Genomic DNA, 20,954 nt, shown 5'->3' with positions numbered 1-20,954 from the left:
AAATGGATGTTACTATAAAAATAACTGACCGGGAAGGAGCTTTGCATGAAGTTCAGGCTCCAACAGATATGAATATGAATATCATGGAACTGGTTCGTGCCTACGAATTGGCGCCAGAAGGAACCATTGGCGTTTGCGGAGGCATGGCTATGTGTGCTTCCTGCCAGTGTTATGTTCTTAATGATGTTGCCCTGCCTGAAATGGGAGATGATGAAGAAGCAATGCTCTCAGAGGCTTTCTTTGTCAAGTCCAACAGTCGTCTAGGCTGTCAGATTCATATTACTGAAGAACTGAACGGATTAGAAATAGAATTAGCTCCGGAATATTAAAAATAAAAAAGCCTTCGAAAGAAGGCTTTTTTATTATGCGGTATTCGTTTTAGTTTTTCACAAACTGTAAAGTCTTTGTCTCATTACCTTTCGTAAATCGAATCATATAGATTCCGGTAGCATAATTAGAAGTATCAACTTTTAAGTTTCCTTCGCTAACAGTTGTAGCTTGCTTGATAACTTGTCCCAGGCTGTTATAAATAGTATAGCTATCAGGGGTTTTAGAGCTATCAGATACTGCAATGTTTAATACGTCGCTAGCAGGGTTTGGATATAGTTTTATTCCTTGTAATAATTCAAACGCTGGATTGCTTAATGGTGGCTGACAAGCGGTTGAAGTGCCTAAGGATTTTCTTCTTGGAGAATTTTGCATTACAGCCATCATCCTTGCCTTCTGATCTGCGGTAAAGATATTCATACAGATGTCATTACTGTAATCCATATAGTTTTCTGTCATATCGTTTCCTGGCGATGAAGGACATGAATCATATATATCTGCACAATCATAATTTTCCCAACCAGCCTGTGGTGTATCGTTGCAATAGTCGGTAGGCCCACAAACTATTTGCCCTAGTTGACGGCTTCCACCATCACCCCAGATGTGTCTTAGTCCTAAAAAATGTCCTGTTTCATGTGTGGTAGTTCTACCTTTGTTAATACCTGGATAATAACTTCCACCGGCTCCGGCAAAATCTGATGAACCAAAAGCTCTCCAGTCAATAATTACTCCATCGGTGTTGGCAGTATACGGTCCTTGTAATCCTTGCAAGCCAGAACTACCTGGGAATTGGGCATAACCTAAGATACCATCTAAATCAAGTCCAAATTGGCAGACCCAAATGTTATAATATTTTGAAGAGTCCCATATGGTTTCTGGTTTTAATAACGTTTCAATGCTGTTTTCGTCCCATTCCGAAACTCCAAGATTAACCCTGTCAATTCCAGTTGTAGGATTTCCATTTGGATCTACTTGAGCCATACAGAATTGGATTTCAACATCTGCGCCTACAGGATTAGTGTTGTATCCAGGAGTTCCAAGCATTTTGCGGAAATCTTGATTTAGAACGGTAATTTGAGAAAGTACTCTGGCATTTGAAATATTCATCCCGCTACCTACGTTTTGTCCGCTGTGGATAACGTGAACAACAACAGGAATAGTTATTACAGCGTTTGTACCTTCAATACCTCTCTTCGCTATTAATTTTGACTTGATAGCTTCTGTTTTTGGAGCAAGCCATTCTTCAAATTGTTGGGTAGTTGCCCTTTTCTCATCTTTTTCTTGCAAAAATGATTCGTATTCTGAAGAAACACATCGAACTATTCTAGTTTTAGGGTTGATACTTTGGACTTTTCTTCCAAAGACATTTGGTGTATTTTGTGCCAAAGCTGAAAAACCAGCAAGACCAAGGCACAAAAAAAGTGTAATTTTTTTCATGGAAATATGAAAATTGGAAATTAATAATGGTGTGATATTTTATTTACTTGTCTGCACAAAAAAAACAAGTGCGCTAAGGTATAAATATCTTAGAATTTTAAAGTTAAAATTTTGAAATAATCTAAAATAAATCTAAATAACTATTTAAAAACTACCTTGTTTTTAAATAGTTATAAGAATTTACTGCAAATTGATTGTGGAGAAATTAAAAAAGCAATTTTTAATGAGAATTAGGCCATTTCGGCTTTCATAGAAATCTGTTCTTCGATGGCATCCCATAGACCAATTCTTCGTTCTAATGCCTGAACAGATACTTCTTTTACTTCTTGCCAACGGAGTTCATCATTGCTACACAATTCTTCAATCATTTGCATAGCCATTGGTCCGTGTTCGTCAGCATCTAGCTCGATGTGTCTTTCAAAATAATAAATCAGTTTACGCAAATCAGCATTAGGGAAGTTCTCCTGGAAATTCCTTAATATTTCGGTAAACATAGAAGGAATCAGGTCTTCTCTTCCAAAAGTGAAAGCAGCTGCAATTTCGTGCGGTTTGCCTTCATCAATAACTCGGAAGGTAAAGTCAAGAAAAGCTTTTATTTTTGGATGTAACTCGCTTTTTTTTATCGATACAAAAATATTCTGAGTCGTAATGACATTTTCTAAAAAACGCTGAATCTCCGAAATATCGGCACCGCAATCTTTCATCGCATCAATATACATTTCGTAATGACTTTGTCTTTTGCCATCAAGAGTCAAATCGGTTTCTTCAGCCAAAACAATCTCATTAATCAGATAACGGATTTCCGGATTTCCCACAGGCAGCCATGGCGTAGTCGTAGAAGTCAATTTAGACTGTAATGCTTTTAAAAGTGACATAAAATCCCATACGGCATATACGTGACTTTCCAGAAATCTCCGTAAGTCTTCCAGATTTTGTATTTTTTTATACAACGGGTGGTTTAATAAAATGTCTTTTTGTGGCTGTATACTGGCGTTAATAGTGTCAATTTTCATGATGAGGGATTTTTACAAATGTAAAAAAGCTTCTCTATAACGAGAAGCTTTTTAAGATACTTTAATATTTGTTTATTACTTAAATGCAGGAATTCCAGTAATGTCCAATCCAGTAATTAATAAGTGAATATCGTGTGTTCCTTCGTAGGTAATAACAGATTCTAAATTCATCATGTGCCTCATAATTGAATATTCACCTGTAATACCCATACCGCCAAGGATTTGTCTTGCTTCTCTGGCAATATTAATCGCCATGTCCACATTATTTCTCTTAGCCATAGAAATCTGAGCAGAAGTCGCTTTGCCTTCGTTTCTCAAAACACCAAGTCTCCAAGTCAATAATTGTGCTTTGGTAATTTCAGTAATCATTTCAGCTAGTTTTTTCTGCTGTAATTGAGTTCCGGCAATCGGTTTGTCAAACTGAATTCTTTCTTTAGCATAACGAAGAGCTGTATCATAGCAATCCATTGCAGCGCCAATAGCACCCCAAGCAATTCCATAACGTGCAGAATCCAAGCATCCTAGTGGAGCTCCAAGTCCGCTTTTATTTGGCAATAAATTTTCTTTAGGAACCTTTACGTTGTCAAAAATCAATTCTCCTGTAGCAGAAGCACGAAGTGACCATTTGTTATGTGTTTCAGGAGTTGTAAATCCTTCCATACCTCTTTCAACAATTAAACCGTGTATTCTGCCAGTTTCGTCTTTAGCCCAAACTACTGCGATATCAGCAAAAGGAGCATTAGAAATCCACATTTTAGCACCGTTCAATAAGTAATGGTCACCTTTATCTTTGAAATTGGTAACCATCCCAGATGGGTTTGAACCATAATCAGGCTCGGTAAGACCAAAACATCCGATGAATTCACCAGAAGCCAGTTTTGGTAAATATTTCATCCTTTGCTCTTCATTTCCGTATTTCCAGATAGGATACATAACCAACGAAGATTGTACTGAAGCAGTAGAACGAACACCAGAATCACCTCTTTCGATTTCTTGCATAATCAAGCCATACGAAATCTGGTCTAGGCCAGCACCACCGTATTCTTCTGGAATGTATGGGCCAAAAGCACCAATTTCTGCCAAACCATTAATGATTTGGTTCGGGAATTCCGCTTTTTGTGCATATTCTTCGATGATTGGAGATACTTCACGTTTTACCCATTCACGGGCAGCGTCACGTACCATTTTGTGTTCGTCAGACAATAATTCGTCTAAAAGGTAATAATCTGGAGCTTGGAAAAGATCGGGTCTCATTATTTTTTATCATTTCGATAGCAGGGCTATCTGTTTTTAACTGTTTTTTGTTTTCTCCGAAAACGTTTGCAAACTTACGTAAAGAATTGCAACAAAACAATCAGCAAATGTTAGAAAGTGTTGCCGTAATTTTTAAGAAAGCATCTGATCATTGCGTTATTGATAAAAAATCTTGGATAAATTTAAAAGAATCCATCTCTGGTAAATTATTTTTCGGTAAATTTATCTTACAATTTGATTTTGAACATGCAGAGAATGAATATTTTAAGATAACAGACATAAAGCCTAAATGTCTTTAAATGATTGGGCCCTATTATCATAATTTTAAACCTACAGGTTATGTTAGAAAACATTTTGAAATTAGAAGGCGTTCACAAGCTAAGCAATGGTGAGCAAAAAACCATTAAAGGAAACGGAATAATTAGAGGCGGTGGTAATGATATTATCGCATGCATTTGTCCGGGAACAGGTAATGTTGTTGTTGGACATGCTGATAGCTGCGAAATATTGACAAAACTTCTTTGCCCTCAAGATTCATAGTAAAGAATCCTGTGTCATGAAAAATTAGTGTCTATTGCTCTCGGGTAATAGACTTTTTATTTGTAGTAGTTTTTACAAATAAAAAGAATTACATCTTCAAGTAAAAATCCTTTGTCAAATTAATATATTCCGGAGTGTAGTTGTGACGAGAGATTTCAATAACCAATTCGTCAATTGGAAAATTTTCTACATGATGCTTGCTAAAAGCCAGCAGGCTTCTTTTGATTTCTGAGGTTGGGGTTCCTTTTACACGGGTAATTTTTACAGGGAATAAGTCAAAATCCCTTACCAAAGCAATGAATTTTTCTTCTTCCTTATAAGGTAAGATAACGGCAAAAATTCCATTCTGGGAAAGTAAGAAACCGCCAGCTTCGGCTAAATCTTCAAAGGGAAGGGCATCGGCAAATCGTGCCAAATCACGCTGTTCATTTCCTGAAGAATAATCTTCTGTGTAAAAAGGAGGATTTGAAACAATCAGGTCGTATTGGTCACTAGTTTCCTCCATAAATTCATCCAACGCAGCATGAAAGCAAAACAATCGGTCGTTCCAGGAAGAATTTTCGAAATTGTCTACAGCCTGTTCGTAGGCATCTTCATCAATGTCAAAAGCATCAATCTGTTCAGCATGGCTTCTTTGGGCAATCATCAGGGAAATGATTCCGGTACCTGTTCCAATATCCAAAACGTTATATGGATTGTGTTCAATGGGAGCCCATGCGCCTAGCAATACGCCATCGGTTCCTATTTTCATGGCACAGCGATCTTGTTCTACTAAAAATTGTTTAAATTGAAAAGACATTGCAGGAATATAAAATTGTAAATCGAAAAGATTAGAGATACATTTCAATCAGTCCTTCCGGAAGGTCCATAATTACTTTTCTGTTGTCCCGGTCGATTGAAACCAAAAAATGGTCAATCATCGGAATCAGAATTTCTTTATCGCCATCAAGAACTTCAAATAGCGGTTGAGCAGTTGAATCATTAATGGATTGAATTTTTCCAAAAACGCCTAAACGTTTGTCCTCAATTTCAAAACCAATGACTTCATGGAAATAAAATTTGTTACCGTCCAGTTTTGGCAACATTTCTAAGGGAAGATAAATCGCATTTCCGATAATCTCATCGGCTGCATCTTCTGTGTCGACATCTTCAAAACGTACTCGAAGAAAGTCGTTTTTGTGAAGCGAACTGTTTTCAATAAAAAAAGGAACCAAGTGTTTGCCGCATTCGACAAACACTGATTCCAAATTTTCGTATAACTCAGGCTCATCAGTGTCCAAATAGACAAGGACTTCACCTTTAAAACTGAATTTTTTAGCGATTTTACCTAAATAGAAACACTCTTCTTTACGCATTATCGCATCAAAATTAAGCTTGAGTTTCTTCGTTGTTTTCTTCTGCAGCAGGAGCTTCTTCAGTTGATGCTTCAACTTCAGTTACTTCTTCTTCAACAACAGCAGCTTCCTCTTCAGCTTTAGCAGCCTCAAGTTCAGCTTGCTTAGCAGCAGCGATACGATCCTCGTTTACTTTTTTCTCAGCAGCAAGAGCTTTAGCTTTTGCGTCTGCTTTAGAAGTAGAAAGGTTGTCTTTTTTCGCGTTTACTTTTCCAGCTTTTTCATCTAGCCATTTAGCTAGTTTCTCATCAGCTTGCTCTTGAGTCAAAGCTCCTTTACGGATTCCTCCGTCTAGGTGGTGCTTCAATAAAGCTCCTTTGTAAGAAAGGATAGCTCTAGCAGTGTCAGTTGGTTGAGCACCATTGTGCAACCATTTAACAGCGCTATCAAGGTTCAAGTCGATAGTTGCAGGGTTAGTGTTTGGATTGTAAGTTCCGATTTTTTCTAGGAATTTACCATCTCTTTTTGAGCGAGCATCTGCCGCTACTACCCAGTAAAAAGGTTTTCCTTTTTTACCGTGTCTTTGTAATCTAATTTTTACAGACATAATCTATATGATTAAAGCGAGGTACACGACCTCTGTTAATTAAGGGTGCAAATATACAAAAGTTTGTAATACAAATTATTCCGTTCGCAAATTTTGTCATTTTTCATATTTTGAAATCATGACGTTTTACGATTTTGATGTTATTTTTTTAATTTTCATTAGCATATATGCTATAAAAAACTATTTTTGTCGATGTAAAAATGATTATACATATCTATCAATTATAAATATGAAAAAGATTTTATCGCTTTTAATGCTTGTGGCTCTTTTTGCTTCGTGTGAAGACGATGCTACCTTTAATAACCCGTCTGTTCAAGGCAAAAAAGACAATGTTCGATGGAGAGCATCAAGTTCTTATGCAACTGTTACGGGTGGAGTATTGACCGTTTACGGTAACACGCCATTCGAAACCTTGACTCTTACAACATCGTCTACTGTGCCTGGAACCTATACTTTAGGAGTGAACAACACAAATAAAGCGGCTTATATGTTTGAAGCGGATGGAGTTAGTTCTACCTATGCTACAGGAACAGGTGTAGGAGATGGACAAATCAAAATTGAGCAAAGTCCAGATGGAACTGTAACAGGAACTTTCTATTTCAATGCGCCTTCTACAATTCCAGATCCTATTGGAGCAGCAGTAGTTAATTACCAGGAAGGTCATTTCTACAGAGTGCCAATTCAAGGAGCACCATAAAAAGATAATTTACAAATATAAATCCTGGCCTTGGCCGGGATTTTTTGTTTTAGGGAAAGTTTTACGGAAAAGATTCATAGATAAGTGATATTGTCCAAAGCTTAAAAAAGCTTATTTTTGTAGTCTACGTTTTTTGGATTTTTCAAAAATATAAAACCTTATAAATTAGCGATGTACTTAATTTTCGATACAGAAACAACCGGATTGCCAAAGCGTTGGGATGCACCCATAACCGATACCAATAACTGGCCTCGCTGTATTCAGATAGCCTGGCAGTTGCATGATGAAATGGGAAATCTGATTGAAAGCCAGGACTACCTTGTGAAGCCGGAAGGTTTTAATATTCCCTATGATGCAGAAAGAATCCACGGTATTTCTACAGAATTGGCAGCAGAAAGAGGAATCGGACTTTCGGAAGTTCTGGAGAAATTTAATATTGCGCTTTCAAAATCGAAATTTATTGTCGGACAAAACGTAGGCTTTGATGTTAACATCATGGGCTGTGAATTTTACCGTTTTGGAGTTGATTCTAAAATGGCCGAAATGCCCGTTTTGGACACTTGTACAGAATATACGGCCGAGCTTTTAAAATTGCCGGGAGGAAGAGGAGGAAAATTCAAGCTGCCAACATTGACGGAACTGCATCAGTTTCTGTTTAACCAGCCTTTTGCCGAAGCGCATAATGCAACTGCCGACGTTGAAGCAACAACACGTTGTTTTTTAGAGCTGATCAGAAGAGAAGACTTTACTAAAGAACAGCTTGATGTACCGGCTGATTATTTTACAAGATTTAATGAAAATAATCCGAAAGAGATTCAGCTCATCGGGTTAAAGCATATCAACCTGAAGCAGGCTTCTGATGAAGTGCGTGCCCGTTTGCAAAAAGCTACCAATGAAGCGCAGCAAAAGCAAACTGCCGAAAATGCTATTTCTATAACAGATGTCGATTTTGTGCATCTTCATAACCATACACAGTTTTCAGTACTGCAATCCACAATCAGTATTGGTGACTTGGTCAAGGCTGCCGTAAAACAGAAAATGCCTGCTGTTGCAATGACGGATCATGCGAACTTGATGGGAGCTTTCCATTTTGTGCGTGATGTATTGAATCATAATAAAGGAGCAAAAGCAAAAAACCAATCACTTATCGACAACGGAGAAGAGCCTACGGAAGTTTTGATGAAACCTATTGTAGGCTGTGAGTTTTTTGTCTGTGAAGACCATTTGGATCGTACCCGAAAAGACAATGGATATCAAGTTGTACTGATTGCAAAAAACAAAAACGGCTATCATAATTTGGCAAAAATGTCTTCCATTGCCTACACCAAAGGTTTCTATTATGTGCCTAGGATTGACAAGGAAGTTATAAAACAATACAAAGAAGACATAATCGTCTTGTCAGGAAACCTTTATGGTGAAATACCAAGCAAGATCCTGAATATTGGTGAACATCAGGCGGAAGAAGCATTGCTTTGGTGGAAACAGGAATTTGGAGAAGATTGCTATATCGAATTAATGCGCCACAATCAGGAAGATGAAAATCGTGTGAATACTACTTTGATTTCATTAGCCAGGAAACACGACCTGAAATTAGTGGCAACGAATAATATTTTCTATATCGACAAAGAAGATGCGAATGCGCATGATATTCTTCTTTGTGTCCGTGATGGTGAAAAACAATCCACGCCGGTTGGCCGTGGTCGTGGCTACCGATATGGAATGCCTAATCAGGAATACTATTTTAAGTCGGGAGACGAGATGAAAAAGCTTTTTTCAGATCTTCCAGAGGCTATATACAATATTCAGGAAATCGTAGAAAAAATAGAAATATACGATTTGGCACGTGAAGTCTTGCTTCCAAAATTTGATATTCCAGAACAATTTATCGTTTCGGAAGATGATGTTGATGGAGGGAAAAGAGGTGAGAACCTTTACTTGAAGCATCTTACTTACGAAGGAGCCAAGAGACGCTATACAGACATCACGCCTGAAATCCAGGAACGTTTGGATTTTGAATTGCAGACCATTGAAAAGACAGGATATCCGGGATATTTTCTAATCGTACAGGATTTTATTGCCGAAGCCAGAAAGCTGGACGTTTCAGTAGGTCCGGGTCGTGGATCGGCTGCAGGATCTGTTGTGGCCTACTGTTTAGGGATTACCAATATTGACCCGATGCTTTATGATTTGCTTTTTGAGCGTTTCTTAAATCCGGATCGTGTGTCCATGCCCGATATTGATATCGATTTTGATGACGAAGGTCGTGGTCGTGTAATGGATTATGTTATTAATAAATATGGTTCTAATCAGGTAGCGCAAATTATTACTTATGGAACCATGGCGGCAAAATCTTCAATCAGAGATACGGCCCGTGTTTTGGATTTGCCTTTGTTTGAAGCCGATAAGATTGCCAAGCTTATCCCGATGAACCTGAATCTGGCTAAGATTTTTACTTTCGACAATGAGCAGCTGAAAAAAGCACTCCGTGCCGAAGAATTTGATAAAGTACAAGAACTGATTGCGCTTGCAAATGCAGGAGACTTAGGTGGAGAAGCAATTACGCAGGCAAAATTATTGGAAGGAAATCTCCGGAATACAGGAATCCATGCCTGTGGGGTAATCATCACGCCAGACGATATCACAAATTTCGTCCCGGTTTCTACTGCAAAAGATTCGGATCTGTATGTAACGCAATTCGATAACTCGGTAGTAGAAAGTGCAGGCTTGCTAAAGATGGACTTCTTGGGTCTTAAGACCCTCACACTTATTAAAGATACCGTAAAACTGGTAAAATATAGGACAGGAATCCAATTAGATCCGGATGCCTTTCCTATTGATGATGTCAAGACGTATGAACTTTTCCAAAGAGGTGAAACGGTAGGTATTTTCCAATACGAATCGGTCGGGATGCAAAAATACATGAAAGACCTGAAGCCGACAGTTTTTGGAGATTTGATTGCGATGAACGCATTATATCGTCCGGGACCGTTGGAATATATCCCAAGTTTCGTCCGAAGAAAAAACGGCGAGGAAGAAATCGTCTATGACCTTGAAGCCTGTGAAGAATATCTGAAAGACACTTATGGAATTACGGTATATCAGGAACAGGTAATGCTTTTGTCGCAAAAACTGGCAAGCTTTTCCAAAGGTGATGCCGATGTCTTGCGTAAGGCGATGGGTAAGAAGCAAAAAGATGTCCTCGATAAGATGAAATCCAAATTCATCGACCAGGCAGTTGCCAATGGACATGCGGCTGATAAGCTTGAAAAAATATGGAAAGACTGGGAAGCTTTCGCACAGTACGCATTTAATAAGTCGCACTCGACTTGCTATGCATGGATTGCTTACCAAACGGCTTATTTGAAAGCACATTATCCGGCAGAATATATGGCGGCAGTGCTTTCCAACAACATGAACGATATCAAACAGGTTTCGTTTTTCATGGAAGAATGTAAGCGTATGGGATTGCAGGTTCTTGGTCCGGATGTGAATGAATCCTTTTATAAATTTACGGTAAACGAAAATTATGCCGTCCGTTTTGGAATGGGTGCCATCAAAGGAGTAGGTATGGGTGCCGTACAGACTATTGTAGAAAACAGAAAAGAAGGAAAATACAAATCGATTTTTGATTTGGCAAAACGAATTGACCTGCGTGCTGCCAATAAAAAAGCTTTTGAAAATTTGGCACTTGCCGGCGGATTTGATTCGTTTACAGCACATCGGGCACAATATTTCCATGACGAAGGCGATGGAATTACATTTTTGGAAAAGGCCGTACGTTATGGCTCAAAGTTTCAGGAAAATGAAAATTCTTCACAAGTAAGTCTTTTTGGAGAAGCAAGCGATGTGCAGATTCCGGAACCAGTTATCCCACCATGTGAAGACTGGAGCACTATGGAAAAGCTGGCAAAAGAAAAAGAGGTGGTAGGAATCTATATTTCCGGACATCCTCTTGATGATTACCGTTTCGAGATGAAGTACTTCTGTAATGCAAAGTTGGAAGCCTTGAAAAATCTCGAAGCCCATGTAAACAAAAACCTGACAATTGGAGGCATCATAACCGATGTACAGCACAGAGTTGCCAAAAATGGCAAAGGCTGGGCTGCGTTTACATTAGAAGGCTATGATGAATCTGCTGAATTCAGGATATTTGGAGAAGAATATCTTAAATTCCGTCATTTCCTGATTCAAAATAATTTTACCTATATGAAAATTCTGGTACGTGAAGGCTGGGCCAATGCAGAAACTGGTAAAAAAGGAGATCCGAGAATACAGTTCATAGGAATCCAATATCTTCAGGATGTACTGACGACATTTGCGAAAAAGCTCATCATTCAAATGAATATCAGAGAACTCCACTCGGAAATGATTACAAAGCTGAGTCATATTTTTCAATCCAACCGTGGAGAAAATAATGTGACTTTTGAGGTAATGGAAACCGAAAAGATTACGAAGGAAGTGCCTGTTGCCATAGAATCAAATATTGATGAAGCCGAAGCGATTCCAGATATGGAAAATGCAGAAGAGATGGAATTGAACGTTCCGGCTGTAGTAGAAGAAACCAAAGTCATTACCTATCTTTCCATGCCTAGCAGGAAATTAAAAGTAAATATTTGTGGCGAATTACTACGTGAATTAGAAAAATTACAAGTCAATTTCAAATTAAATTAACTTTTTTAGGATAGAAATTGACAATATCTTTATAGCTAAAACTAATTTTCAATTAACAAAACATTACAGATAAAATAACTAATTTTGTAATGTAAAATTCAAAGAACAAAAAATATGGCACAAGCAATAACAGATGCAACTTTCGAAGAAATTGTATTAAAATCAGATAAACCCGTTTTAGTAGATTTTTGGGCAGCATGGTGTGGACCTTGTAGAATGGTTGGTCCAATCATTGACCAAATCAGTACTGAATATGACGGAAAAGCTGTTGTTGGAAAAGTTGATGTAGATGCAAACCAAGAGTTTGCTGCAAAGTATGGTGTAAGAAACATTCCAACGGTATTGGTTTTCCAAAACGGAGAAGTTGTAGGAAGACAAGTTGGTGTTGCACCAAAACAAAGCTACACAGACGCAATTGACGCATTGTTATAATCGAGAGATTATATCTTAATATGCCCTTCCAAAGCCAAGGTTTTGGAAGGGTTTTTTAATTTAGAGTCAGTATAAAAGTCGTTCCTTGGTTAGGCTCTGTCTGGATGTCAATCTTGCAATTAATAGCTTTGGCAAGGTCACGTATCAAATGCAGTCCTAATCCGGTTTTTATGCCAACAACTTCCTTGTCATCATATAAGGCCTTGAATTGTTCCTGGCTGCCACCCGGACCATTGTCTGAAATAGAAAGATGTTTCTTTCCGTTTTTCTCCCACGCTTTCCATGTTATTTGAGCATCTTTGGTTTTTTCCAGAGCCTTGATAGCATTTCCGGTTAGGTTACGGATAATTGTTTTCAAATAATTCTCGTCGGTATTGAGTACTAAACCTTGTGGGTCTTCAAATAGAATGCTGACATTTTCCTGTCCTGAAAAATGTTTTCGGGTATCTTCAAATAAGGAACTTGCTTTGATGGCTTTGGGCTGAGGTTTGAAGTTTTCCATTTGGCCTTTGCTCCAAAGTAGGAGGTCTTCCATAGAATTGAGCAGATTTTCTGCAGAGACAATCGTTTTGTCTTCCATCCTTTTTTTACTTTCGGCATCCAACAATTCAGGACTTTCTTTTTGAAGATGAAGAAAATGAATCAGGCTGGATACTGGACTTCTCAAATCATGATTCAAGATACTAAAGAAGCGTGATTTTGTTTTGTTGGCCTGATCCAGCTCATTATTTAAAAGCTGTAGTTTTTCGTTACTTCTCTTGCGGTTTCGGCTTTGATAGAATAGCAATATCCCGATAATGCCCAACATGATAAGACCCAGGATAAAATACCATTTTTGTTTTTCCTTATTTTCTATTTTGAGCTTATTGAACTGGATTTCTTTATTTTTTAGCTCTATTGTGCGCTGATCTTCCAGATTTTTTACGGTTTCTTTTGTGGCGCTCTGATAAATAGAGTCTTTATACGTATTGAATTTTTTGAAATAAAGAAGTGCGTTTTTAGAATCGCCCATGACTTCATAAAGTGATGCCATTTCCTTAAAATCAGTTGAAAGCGATTTGATGTCATTGCTCTCTTGATCATAGATTACCGCTTCTTTCAGCATTAATAAAGAAGTGTCTGCTATAGGCCTGTTTTTGTAAAAAGCATTGTTTTTAGGATCGCTGTATTTTTGCATGTAAATCATAGAAAGGTTTTGCAGATTGTATGACATAACCCTGCGGATTTTTAACTCCTTGCTGATTTTTAATGCTTCTTTGATATGTTCTTCTGCCAGGTCATATTTTTTTAATTCCAGATAGGCGCTTCCTAAGGTTCCCAAATTTGTTGCTACAAAATTTAGGTTGTTGTTTTTTCTGTTGATTTCCAAAGCCTGATTGAGGTAGGAAACTGCCAATTCGTTTTTACCCTCGTTATTATAAAGCACGCCGATGTTTTCAAGAATCACGGCTTTCATCGTCGGATTGTTGAATTTCTTGTTTATATCCAATGCTTTTTTGAAATATTCCAGCGCCTTTTTACGGTCTTTAAGGTCATTGTATATAAACCCAATATTGATATAGGTTCCGGCAATTTCTTCGTTTTTGCCTAATTCTTCGCTTAATTTAAGGGATTTGAAACTGTAGTCGAGCCCGTTTTTGTAATCATTCCTATAGATGTAATAAACGGCTATATTCCGATACAGAACACTCAATACCTGCTTGTCTTTAGTCTCTTTTGCAAATTCAAGACCTTTGCGGTAAAAATTAATCGCCGTAGAATCGGTTGTATTGATTCCCAGACAGCGATAGCCTTCGGCCAGCCCATTTTTGAAATCAATAGTTTCTGCCATTTCAATAGCGCTTTTTGCCAGCTGCTTTCCTTTCTCAGGGTCTACCCGAGAATATTCCTGACTCAGCTTGTTTTTGATAATGACAATTGTCTTTTTGTCTTTGGTGTTTTTTAGCGATGTTTCCAACGAATCAATCAGCATTTGCCCTTGTTTTTGGGCTGTCAATACTGTTGAAAACAAGCAGAATACTAAAAAGAAGAGTGCTTTTTTCATGATAGCAAAATATTGATGTTTTCTTTAAAACTCCTTCCCACAGGAATCATAGCACCATTACTGAGCTGTATTTCCTGGGTATTGATTTTTTCTATAAACTGTTTTTGCACGGCAAAACTTCTGTGGATTCTTATAAAGGACTGGAAATGGGTTTCTTTTAGCAATATTCCTAAACTAGACAGTACACAGTGTCTTTTTTTGGAAGTAATAATCAGCGTATAATCTTTTAAGGCTTCGAGATATAGAATATCATGTAGTTTGACTTTGGTCTGGTCATGTCCTTCTTTTATATAGATTACATCGCCACCTATGCTTGATTCAAACAAGGATGCCTTATGCTTTATCTCCATGAATTCTTCAATACGGCGCATGGTCTGAGCAAAGCGGTCAAACTTTAAGGGCTTAACGATAAAGTCTAAAGTGTCGAGTTCAAAACTCTCTACAGCAAATTCCGGATGTGAAGTGATAAAAATACAAGCGGGAACCGCCAAAGCTTGTTTTCGCAATTCAACACCATTCATGCCAGGCATATCAATATCCAGAAATAAAAGATCGGGCGGATTCTGTTCCATAAAAGAAAGGGCCTCGTCTGCAGACTCAAACACGCCCAAAATGGAAAGGTTCTCAAATCGTTTCGCAAACGAAAGTACCGTAAGCCTGTCTATTTCGTCATCATCAACTATAATGCATTTTAGCTTTTCCATTCCAGAAGCGTTTACTCAAATATAAATAAAAAATTTAACATTTATTAAGAAAAATGTTATTGGTCTATTTAAAATGTTATTGGTCTATTACCGGTTTTTTCACTTGGAGGATGTCAGCACCTTTGTCTTGTAATAACCAAATGATTAAAAATCAATAACAAAAAATTTAAGAAATGAAAACGATTAAAATCTTATCGGGAGCTTTATTAGCAATTTTAGCAATCTCTTGTAGCAGTGACGACAGCAAGCCTACTTATCCGGTTGAAAATCCATTGGAATCGTATCATACACAGGCTGGATTTACGACTACGAGCAATTTTATTAATTCAGGTAGCTATGAATTTGGATTGGCATTTTCTCCAAATGTCAAAGGAGTTATGAAAGCGATAACGATTAAACTACCAGATGAAAATCCAGCATTAAAAGTTACAATTTGGGATTATACAACCAAAGAAGTTTTAAAAACGGAAACCGTAAATGTAGCAAATGCAAATACTGCTATTTCACATCCTATTACTGACTTGGCATTAGAAAAAGACAAGAAGTATCTGATTACGATGAATTCTAATGACTGGTATAAAAGAAGTAAAGCAGATAATACGGATGCAACTTATCCTATTACGGCTGGAAATATCAAGTTCATAGAATACAGATGGGTAGGTGGGGCAACTCAAACATTTCCAACCAATGTGTCTTTGAATTATAATGGAGGAGACTTGAGCTTTGATTTCAAGAGAACAGAATAATTTCTGGGGTTAGTTAGAAAAAGACCTGGTATGTATGACCAGGTCTTTTTTTGCAGAAAACAAAGAAATAAACAGCTAAACAATGCGGTAATGAATATATAGATGTTTTTAGGATTAGTTGGGGAAAGGTCCGGAGATAATACTTCGGGTCTTTTTTTGCTTTAGCAAAGTCGTGTGATAAATTTTTAAATCAGTCAATCTTTCAATATATTTGAAGAATGAAGATTGAATCGCAAATAGAAAAAATTTCCAGTTTCCAGCATTTGGAGCTGTTGGCCAATCAGGTTGTTGAAGGTTTTATTTCGGGAATGCACAAGAGTCCGTTTCATGGGTTTTCTGCGGAATTTGCAGAACATAAGGTGTACAATGCGGGCGAAAGTACAAAACATATTGATTGGAAACTTTTTGCAAAAACAGATAGGCTGTATACCAAACGTTTTGAAGAAGAAACAAACCTCCGTTGCCATCTGATTATTGATAATTCGTCTTCTATGCATTATCCGAAGTTACAAGACGGGCAGCAATTTTTTGAAAGCAAGATTGGATTTTCTGTTCTGGCATCGGCCGTTTTGATGAATTTGCTCAAAAAACAGAGAGATGCTGTAGGGTTGAGTGTCTATTCAGACAACTATGAATATTATGCGCCCGAAAAAGGGAGCGAACGCCATCACAGGATGCTTCTCAACAAACTGGAACAACTATTGGCAGAGCCAAAACAATCCAAAAACACAGATACGGTTACTTTTTTGCATCAGATTGCAGAAAAAATGCACCGCCGTTCGATGATTATCCTTTTTACGGACATGTTTCAGCCCGAAAATGAAGAAGCATTGCTGAATGCATTACAGCATTTAAAACACAATAAGCATAAAGTCGTATTGTTTCATGTTATTGACAACAAAACCGAATTGAGCTTTGATTTTGACAACACGCCAAGGAAATTTATAGACCTTGAGTCGGGAGAAGAAGTCAATCTTTTTGCAGATAACATAAAAGAGGAGTATGAAAAACGTGCAGAAAACTATTTCAAGCGATTGTCATTGACTTGTGCACAGAATAAAATCAAGTACGTTCCTGTTGCAGCAGGCAAAAATTTTGAAAAAATACTCACAACATATTTGGTTGAAAAACAAATGTTTGGGTAAAACGATAAAAAAAAGTTTTAATTTTTTTGCGAAAACGCTTGCAGAAGTAAAAAACTGTGGTATATTTGCACTCGCAATTAAGCGCTGGTTTGGTAGTTCAGTTGGTTAGAATACATGCCTGTCACGCATGGGGTCGCGGGTTCGAGTCCCGTCCAGACCGCTAAATTGGGGGAAGCCTTTCGAAAGAAAGGCTTTTTTGCCCAAAAAGGTTTTTAAGATTAGTTGTGTTGTTTAGGTACGAAAGTACCAGGTTTAGTAGTTAGACCAATGAAAAGCTTTCCATTTACTTGGAGGGCTTTTTTGATTTAAACGGCATTGCTTTTGGTTATCAAAACCAGACTTCCCTAAATTCCCATACTTTATACAGAAAAAGTCCAAGGAATCCCATACACACAACAAACTTTATAAAAGTCGAAGCCAGAAAGCCGATAAAAGAACCGGTTGCAGCTTTAAGCGCACGGGAATGGTTTTTGGAATCGTACAGCATTTCTCCAATAAAAGCGCCTAAAAACGGGCCTATAATAAATCCAAAAGGAATTGGCGCAATCAGTCCGATAATCAGTCCGATATTGGTTCCCCAGATTCCATAGGAACTTCCTCCAAAATATTTGGTTCCTTTTGCCGGAATGATATAGTCTAAAACGCCAGAAACGATAGCCACGAATAGCGTAATGCCCAACACCCAGTATTCGGTTTCGATTCCGTCGCAGAAGTAAAGCAGAAGCAATCCAATCCATGATAGCGGAGCATCTGGAAGTACAGGCAGGAAACTGCCGATGATGCCTCCAATCACGCATAATAATCCAAGAACCAATAAAAAATATTCCATAAATTAAATTTATTATTTTTGAATTATGTAATATTACAAAATGCCTGCCAATCATCACATGAGAAAACTCACAGCAATTCTTTTTTTAGGACTTTTGTGTTCGTGCCAGAATCTTCAGAATCAGAAGATTTCTGAGGAAGAACTACTCAAACAGGAGCTCCAGAAAGTAAATTGGAATCAGGTGGATGAATTTCCTTCTGTGGCAACTTGTGATTCAATCAAGGATGAAACCACCAGAAAACAGTGTTTTTTCGACTTCCTGACTGTTACAATCCAACAAAAGCTGGATTTGGATACGTTGTCTATTTTATACCCGCAGATTGATACGATACAAGTCAAAGTTACCGTATATCCGGATTCAAGAATTGAGTTCGAACCGCAGTTCCCGTCGGATAGCCTGGCGTATGATAAAGTGAAAATTGACAGCATACTTCATAGTCGCCTGACCGATTTTCCAAAAATTAATCCTGCACTAAAAAGAGGGATTCCGGTAAAGACGCAATTTATCTTGCCTGTGATTCTGAACGTAGAATAAGAAATCTAGAATTTTCTGCCTTTCCATTCGTATTTCCCAAAAAGAGAATACAACGCCACAGCCGTACTGAAAAAAGGATAAAACAGATTGCTGAGAAGGAAAAATTTGACCTGTTCCGGTTTTAGGAATTTTCCGGTTGGATTTAATAACGGGAAATCGGCAAAGATTTTTATAGCAAACAGCAGATACCAACTCCAAAAAGGAAACAGACTAGCAAATGTCAAAAGAAATCCGATGACAATGGCCAGATTTCCTCCAAAAACGACGAGAGCTAGAATTTTCCCGAATGAGTTTTGGTAGGATTTTGTTTTTGATGCCCAACGCACCCGTTGATTAAAAACGGCATTCCAACTATCCAAAGGTTCGGTCAGGATAATATTATTTTCAGATTTTAAATACTGTACCTTTTCAGGATATTTTGCTGCAGCTTTTTGCAATAAAAAAACATCATCACCACTGGCAATACTATCGTTTCCTTCAAAACCATTAAGTTCAAGGAATAATTCTTTTTTATAAGCAAGATTGGCTCCGTTGCACATAAAAGCTTTCTGCAATCCGAAACTTCCAATCGTTGCACCTTGCAGACTTACCATATCCAGTTGCTGGAACTGTTGCAGGAAAGAATCTCCGGCAGAAAAAGAGACCGCTCCTGCAATCATTGAAGGATTATGGCTCTGTATATAGCTGTCAATCGTTTTAAGCCACTCAGGGCTTGCAAAACAATCAGCATCGGTAGTAATAATCCATTCGTTTTGGATGCTGTCTATCGCTGTTGAAATAGCGTCTTTTTTTGGAGAGCCCGATTTTCGGATAGAATCTAGTATTCGAAAGTTAAAACTCAAGGCTTGAAATTCTTTGATGACACTGACAGAATCGTCTGTTGAAGCATCATTTACAAAGACAATTTCGAATTTTGACCTTGGATAATCCAGCTGTGAAAAAGAGTATAACAATTGGTGAAGATGCTGTGCTTCATTCCGGAAAGGGACAATAATCGAAAAAGTAGATTTTGTTTCAGGAAGGTTCTTGTCGAAAACAGGTATTTTACGGAACCCATAGGCCAGCCATACGATAAAAACGGAATAAATCCCTATAATTCCAAAACACAGATAGGTTATGATTTCCATACCGACTTAAAATTAAAGACATAATAGCTTCCAATGATTACAGGAAACACCACATTTAAAAACCACATCAAGGTACTGATAAAAACGGCAATCCATTCGTTTACGCCAAGCAATCCGAAAAAGAATACGGCAACGCTTCCTTTGACAGCAAAATCCAAAAACTGGAATGTGGGTAACGAAGAAGCCAGGAAATAAACGCTTGTAATCGTTGCCATGAGTAGCAAATAAGGGAGTTTTACATCAAAGGCAAGAAACAGGAAATAATACTGATGCGAAAAAATAAGATAGCGACTAATAGCCAGGAGTATATTTTTTTGATGGATTTGCTTAGGAATCTCGTTGATTTTTTCAAATAGCTTATTGAGGGAATAGCCTCTGATTGTGATTTTTTTCAAGCCAAATAGCAAGCCGCATACTAGGAGTAGTATTCCGAAAACAAGCATAAGGCTTTTGTTTGATATGATTGGGAATTTATAGTTGAAATAAAGCAGTCCGACTGTGCCAAAAATGATAGTCAGAATCATCTGAATTCCATTGCAAATCAGGTTCAAGAACACGATTCTTTTGGCTTCGCTCTTTGGGAAATACAATGCCTTGGCTCCATATTCACCAATTCCATTAGGTGTGAAAATAGAAGCTGTCAATGCTCCCAAAACCTGTGCTGTTGCCTTGCCAACAGAAATCTTTTCAACGACCTGAGCCAGATTCTGCCATTTTAATATTTCAAAATAACGATTAAAAAAGCTGAATGATAGTAAGAAAAGAATGCCCCAGAAAGATTTCTTTCGATCCAGCAAATCAAGAAATTTTTGCCAGTCCAATTGTTTATTATGAGCCAATTGATTCCAGATAAAATAAAATGCACCGCCAACAATCAAAAGTTTGATTAGAAACACTAGGAATTGTTTAGCTTTGTGAGGAATTGCAATCATTCGGCAAAATAACAAATTAAAATTGGCAAACGAACGTATCATATTAGGAATTGATCCCGGGACTACCATCATGGGTTTCGGATTGATAAAGGTTATCAATAAAAAAATGGAGTTCTTGCAATTGAATGAACTTATATTGAGCAAATATGACGATCATTACACCAAGCTAAAAGTCATTTTTGAAAGGACTATCGAATTGATTGAAACGCACCATCCGGATGAAATTGCCATCGAAGCACCCTTTTTTGGGAAAAACGTACAATCGATGCTGAAATTGGGTCGGGCACAAGGTGTTGCTATGGCAGCCGGTCTTTCACGTCAGATTCCAATTACGGAATATGAACCAAAAAAGATTAAAATGGCCATCACCGGCAATGGTAATGCCTCCAAAGAACAAGTAGCTAAAATGCTCCAGCAGCTTTTGGGATTAAAAGAACTGCCTAAAAATCTGGATAGTACAGACGGTCTTGCTGCAGCAGTATGCCACTTTTTTAACTCAGGAAGAACAACAGGCACAAAAAGCTATTCAGGCTGGGATGCTTTTGTAAAACAAAATGAAGACAGAGTAAAGAAGTAAGTT

21 protein-coding genes and 1 tRNA gene are annotated in these 20,954 nt (G+C 37.7%); 11 read left to right on the top strand and 11 right to left on the bottom strand.

The genetic code is table 11. The features are described 5' to 3' along the window. Positions 1-2: 2 nt before the first annotated feature. Positions 3-329: a 2Fe-2S iron-sulfur cluster-binding family protein gene (locus FJA49_RS09940; RefSeq protein ID WP_140000825.1), complete on the top strand. Its 327-nt coding sequence runs from the start codon at positions 3-5 to the stop codon at positions 327-329. 49 nt (positions 330-378) lie between these two features. On the opposite strand, the gene FJA49_RS09935 is transcribed toward FJA49_RS09940, so the two are convergent. From FJA49_RS09935 to FJA49_RS09925, 3 genes are all read right to left on the bottom strand, one after another. Beyond that, complete coding sequence (locus FJA49_RS09935; protein ID WP_140000824.1) at positions 379-1,764, bottom strand: T9SS type A sorting domain-containing protein; 1,386 nt, start codon at positions 1,762-1,764, stop codon at positions 379-381. 230 nt (positions 1,765-1,994) lie between these two features. Continuing rightward, positions 1,995-2,777 carry a DUF3050 domain-containing protein gene (locus FJA49_RS09930; protein WP_140000823.1) on the bottom strand — a complete coding sequence of 261 codons (783 nt, stop codon included), beginning with the start codon at positions 2,775-2,777 and terminating at the stop codon, positions 1,995-1,997. A 75-nt stretch (positions 2,778-2,852) separates the two neighbouring features. Further along, a complete protein-coding gene (locus tag FJA49_RS09925) occupies positions 2,853-4,031 on the bottom strand; it encodes an acyl-CoA dehydrogenase family protein (RefSeq protein ID WP_140000822.1) in 1,179 nt (392 codons plus the stop codon). A 107-nt stretch (positions 4,032-4,138) separates the two neighbouring features. On the opposite strand from FJA49_RS09925, the gene FJA49_RS09920 reads away from it, so the two are divergent. Both FJA49_RS09920 and FJA49_RS09915 read left to right on the top strand, forming a co-directional pair. After that, complete coding sequence (locus FJA49_RS09920; RefSeq protein WP_140000821.1) at positions 4,139-4,330, top strand: hypothetical protein; 192 nt, start codon at positions 4,139-4,141, stop codon at positions 4,328-4,330. Positions 4,331-4,370: 40 nt separating this feature from the next. Next, positions 4,371-4,571, top strand: coding sequence for a hypothetical protein (locus FJA49_RS09915; RefSeq protein WP_140000820.1), 201 nt, complete (start codon positions 4,371-4,373; stop codon positions 4,569-4,571). Between the two features lie 88 nt (positions 4,572-4,659). Here FJA49_RS09915 and FJA49_RS09910 read toward each other — a convergent pair whose 3' ends face one another. From FJA49_RS09910 to FJA49_RS09900, 3 genes are all read right to left on the bottom strand, one after another. After that, entirely contained in the window at positions 4,660-5,322 is a 663-nt protein-coding gene (locus FJA49_RS09910; RefSeq protein ID WP_140000819.1) for a tRNA1(Val) (adenine(37)-N6)-methyltransferase, read from the bottom strand. A gap of 79 nt (positions 5,323-5,401) precedes the next feature. After that, positions 5,402-5,926, bottom strand: coding sequence for a ribosome maturation factor RimM (rimM, locus tag FJA49_RS09905; protein ID WP_140000818.1), 525 nt, complete (start codon positions 5,924-5,926; stop codon positions 5,402-5,404). Between the two features lie 13 nt (positions 5,927-5,939). After that, positions 5,940-6,512 (bottom strand): 30S ribosomal protein S16, encoded by a 573-nt coding sequence (locus FJA49_RS09900; RefSeq protein ID WP_140000817.1) that lies wholly within the window; start codon positions 6,510-6,512, stop codon positions 5,940-5,942. Between the two features lie 229 nt (positions 6,513-6,741). Here FJA49_RS09900 and FJA49_RS09895 point away from each other — a divergent pair, with 229 nt between their 5' ends. The 3 genes from FJA49_RS09895 to trxA all read left to right on the top strand — a co-directional run bounded on the left by FJA49_RS09895 (position 6,742) and on the right by trxA (position 12,312). Beyond that, complete coding sequence (locus tag FJA49_RS09895; RefSeq protein ID WP_140000816.1) at positions 6,742-7,209, top strand: DUF6252 family protein; 468 nt, start codon at positions 6,742-6,744, stop codon at positions 7,207-7,209. 171 nt (positions 7,210-7,380) lie between these two features. Continuing rightward, a complete protein-coding gene (gene dnaE, locus FJA49_RS09890; RefSeq protein ID WP_140000815.1) occupies positions 7,381-11,880 on the top strand; it encodes a DNA polymerase III subunit alpha in 4,500 nt (1,499 codons plus the stop codon). Between the two features lie 114 nt (positions 11,881-11,994). Continuing rightward, positions 11,995-12,312: a thioredoxin gene (gene trxA, locus FJA49_RS09885; RefSeq protein WP_056072021.1), complete on the top strand. Its 318-nt coding sequence runs from the start codon at positions 11,995-11,997 to the stop codon at positions 12,310-12,312. A gap of 55 nt (positions 12,313-12,367) precedes the next feature. Here trxA and FJA49_RS09880 read toward each other — a convergent pair whose 3' ends face one another. Next, a complete protein-coding gene (locus tag FJA49_RS09880; RefSeq protein WP_140000814.1) occupies positions 12,368-14,356 on the bottom strand; it encodes a tetratricopeptide repeat-containing sensor histidine kinase in 1,989 nt (662 codons plus the stop codon). Continuing rightward, positions 14,353-15,060: a LytR/AlgR family response regulator transcription factor gene (locus FJA49_RS09875; protein WP_140000813.1), complete on the bottom strand. Its 708-nt coding sequence runs from the start codon at positions 15,058-15,060 to the stop codon at positions 14,353-14,355. The genes FJA49_RS09880 and FJA49_RS09875 overlap by 4 nt, the downstream gene beginning before the upstream one ends. A gap of 173 nt (positions 15,061-15,233) precedes the next feature. On the opposite strand from FJA49_RS09875, the gene FJA49_RS09870 reads away from it, so the two are divergent. The 3 genes from FJA49_RS09870 to FJA49_RS09860 all read left to right on the top strand — a co-directional run bounded on the left by FJA49_RS09870 (position 15,234) and on the right by FJA49_RS09860 (position 17,111). Then, positions 15,234-15,806 (top strand): DUF4082 domain-containing protein, encoded by a 573-nt coding sequence (locus FJA49_RS09870; RefSeq protein WP_140000812.1) that lies wholly within the window; start codon positions 15,234-15,236, stop codon positions 15,804-15,806. Positions 15,807-16,024: 218 nt separating this feature from the next. Then, the gene (locus tag FJA49_RS09865) at positions 16,025-16,951 is read left to right on the top strand and encodes a DUF58 domain-containing protein (RefSeq protein ID WP_140000811.1); all 927 of its coding nucleotides are present in this window, start codon (positions 16,025-16,027) and stop codon (positions 16,949-16,951) included. An 86-nt stretch (positions 16,952-17,037) separates the two neighbouring features. Next, a tRNA-Asp gene (locus tag FJA49_RS09860) sits at positions 17,038-17,111 on the top strand. Positions 17,112-17,279: 168 nt separating this feature from the next. Here the strand turns inward: FJA49_RS09860 and FJA49_RS09855 are convergent. Then, positions 17,280-17,780: a DUF456 domain-containing protein gene (locus tag FJA49_RS09855; RefSeq protein ID WP_140000810.1), complete on the bottom strand. Its 501-nt coding sequence runs from the start codon at positions 17,778-17,780 to the stop codon at positions 17,280-17,282. A gap of 58 nt (positions 17,781-17,838) precedes the next feature. On the opposite strand from FJA49_RS09855, the gene FJA49_RS09850 reads away from it, so the two are divergent. Beyond that, complete coding sequence (locus FJA49_RS09850; RefSeq protein WP_056072527.1) at positions 17,839-18,315, top strand: hypothetical protein; 477 nt, start codon at positions 17,839-17,841, stop codon at positions 18,313-18,315. A 5-nt stretch (positions 18,316-18,320) separates the two neighbouring features. Here the strand turns inward: FJA49_RS09850 and FJA49_RS09845 are convergent, their stop codons facing one another. Both FJA49_RS09845 and FJA49_RS09840 read right to left on the bottom strand, forming a co-directional pair. Then, positions 18,321-19,442: a glycosyltransferase family 2 protein gene (locus FJA49_RS09845; protein WP_140000809.1), complete on the bottom strand. Its 1,122-nt coding sequence runs from the start codon at positions 19,440-19,442 to the stop codon at positions 18,321-18,323. Further along, positions 19,430-20,374 (bottom strand): lysylphosphatidylglycerol synthase transmembrane domain-containing protein, encoded by a 945-nt coding sequence (locus FJA49_RS09840; RefSeq protein ID WP_140000808.1) that lies wholly within the window; start codon positions 20,372-20,374, stop codon positions 19,430-19,432. Before FJA49_RS09840 ends, FJA49_RS09845 begins: the two co-directional genes overlap by 13 nt. Before the next feature lie 22 nt (positions 20,375-20,396). Between FJA49_RS09840 and ruvC the strand changes: the two genes are divergently transcribed. Next, positions 20,397-20,951: a crossover junction endodeoxyribonuclease RuvC gene (ruvC, locus tag FJA49_RS09835; protein WP_140000807.1), complete on the top strand. Its 555-nt coding sequence runs from the start codon at positions 20,397-20,399 to the stop codon at positions 20,949-20,951. Positions 20,952-20,954: the final 3 nt, after the last annotated feature.

This window comes from Flavobacterium microcysteis (assembly GCF_006385255.1).
In the GTDB taxonomy this organism is placed as follows: domain Bacteria; phylum Bacteroidota; class Bacteroidia; order Flavobacteriales; family Flavobacteriaceae; genus Flavobacterium; species Flavobacterium microcysteis.
Note: the sequence above shows the minus strand (reverse complement) of the source record. Positions and strands in the feature narration are given on the sequence as shown.

Bases quoted from the DNA above. Each gene is read 5' to 3' on its own strand.
- FJA49_RS09940 (WP_140000825.1), top strand. From the start codon at position 3: ATGGATGTTACTATAAAAATAACTGACCGGGAAGGAGCTTTGCATGAA.
- FJA49_RS09935 (WP_140000824.1), bottom strand. From the start codon at position 1,764: ATGAAAAAAATTACACTTTTTTTGTGCCTTGGTCTTGCTGGTTTTTCA.
- FJA49_RS09930 (WP_140000823.1), bottom strand. From the start codon at position 2,777: ATGAAAATTGACACTATTAACGCCAGTATACAGCCACAAAAAGACATT.
- FJA49_RS09925 (WP_140000822.1), bottom strand. From the start codon at position 4,031: ATGAGACCCGATCTTTTCCAAGCTCCAGATTATTACCTTTTAGACGAA.
- FJA49_RS09920 (WP_140000821.1), top strand. From the start codon at position 4,139: ATGTTAGAAAGTGTTGCCGTAATTTTTAAGAAAGCATCTGATCATTGC.
- FJA49_RS09915 (WP_140000820.1), top strand. From the start codon at position 4,371: ATGTTAGAAAACATTTTGAAATTAGAAGGCGTTCACAAGCTAAGCAAT.
- FJA49_RS09910 (WP_140000819.1), bottom strand. From the start codon at position 5,322: ATGAAAATAGGAACCGATGGCGTATTGCTAGGCGCATGGGCTCCCATT.
- rimM (WP_140000818.1), bottom strand. From the start codon at position 5,926: ATGCGTAAAGAAGAGTGTTTCTATTTAGGTAAAATCGCTAAAAAATTC.
- FJA49_RS09900 (WP_140000817.1), bottom strand. From the start codon at position 6,512: ATGTCTGTAAAAATTAGATTACAAAGACACGGTAAAAAAGGAAAACCT.
- FJA49_RS09895 (WP_140000816.1), top strand. From the start codon at position 6,742: ATGAAAAAGATTTTATCGCTTTTAATGCTTGTGGCTCTTTTTGCTTCG.
- dnaE (WP_140000815.1), top strand. From the start codon at position 7,381: ATGTACTTAATTTTCGATACAGAAACAACCGGATTGCCAAAGCGTTGG.
- trxA (WP_056072021.1), top strand. From the start codon at position 11,995: ATGGCACAAGCAATAACAGATGCAACTTTCGAAGAAATTGTATTAAAA.
- FJA49_RS09880 (WP_140000814.1), bottom strand. From the start codon at position 14,356: ATGAAAAAAGCACTCTTCTTTTTAGTATTCTGCTTGTTTTCAACAGTA.
- FJA49_RS09875 (WP_140000813.1), bottom strand. From the start codon at position 15,060: ATGGAAAAGCTAAAATGCATTATAGTTGATGATGACGAAATAGACAGG.
- FJA49_RS09870 (WP_140000812.1), top strand. From the start codon at position 15,234: ATGAAAACGATTAAAATCTTATCGGGAGCTTTATTAGCAATTTTAGCA.
- FJA49_RS09865 (WP_140000811.1), top strand. From the start codon at position 16,025: ATGAAGATTGAATCGCAAATAGAAAAAATTTCCAGTTTCCAGCATTTG.
- FJA49_RS09855 (WP_140000810.1), bottom strand. From the start codon at position 17,780: ATGGAATATTTTTTATTGGTTCTTGGATTATTATGCGTGATTGGAGGC.
- FJA49_RS09850 (WP_056072527.1), top strand. From the start codon at position 17,839: ATGAGAAAACTCACAGCAATTCTTTTTTTAGGACTTTTGTGTTCGTGC.
- FJA49_RS09845 (WP_140000809.1), bottom strand. From the start codon at position 19,442: ATGGAAATCATAACCTATCTGTGTTTTGGAATTATAGGGATTTATTCC.
- FJA49_RS09840 (WP_140000808.1), bottom strand. From the start codon at position 20,374: ATGATTGCAATTCCTCACAAAGCTAAACAATTCCTAGTGTTTCTAATC.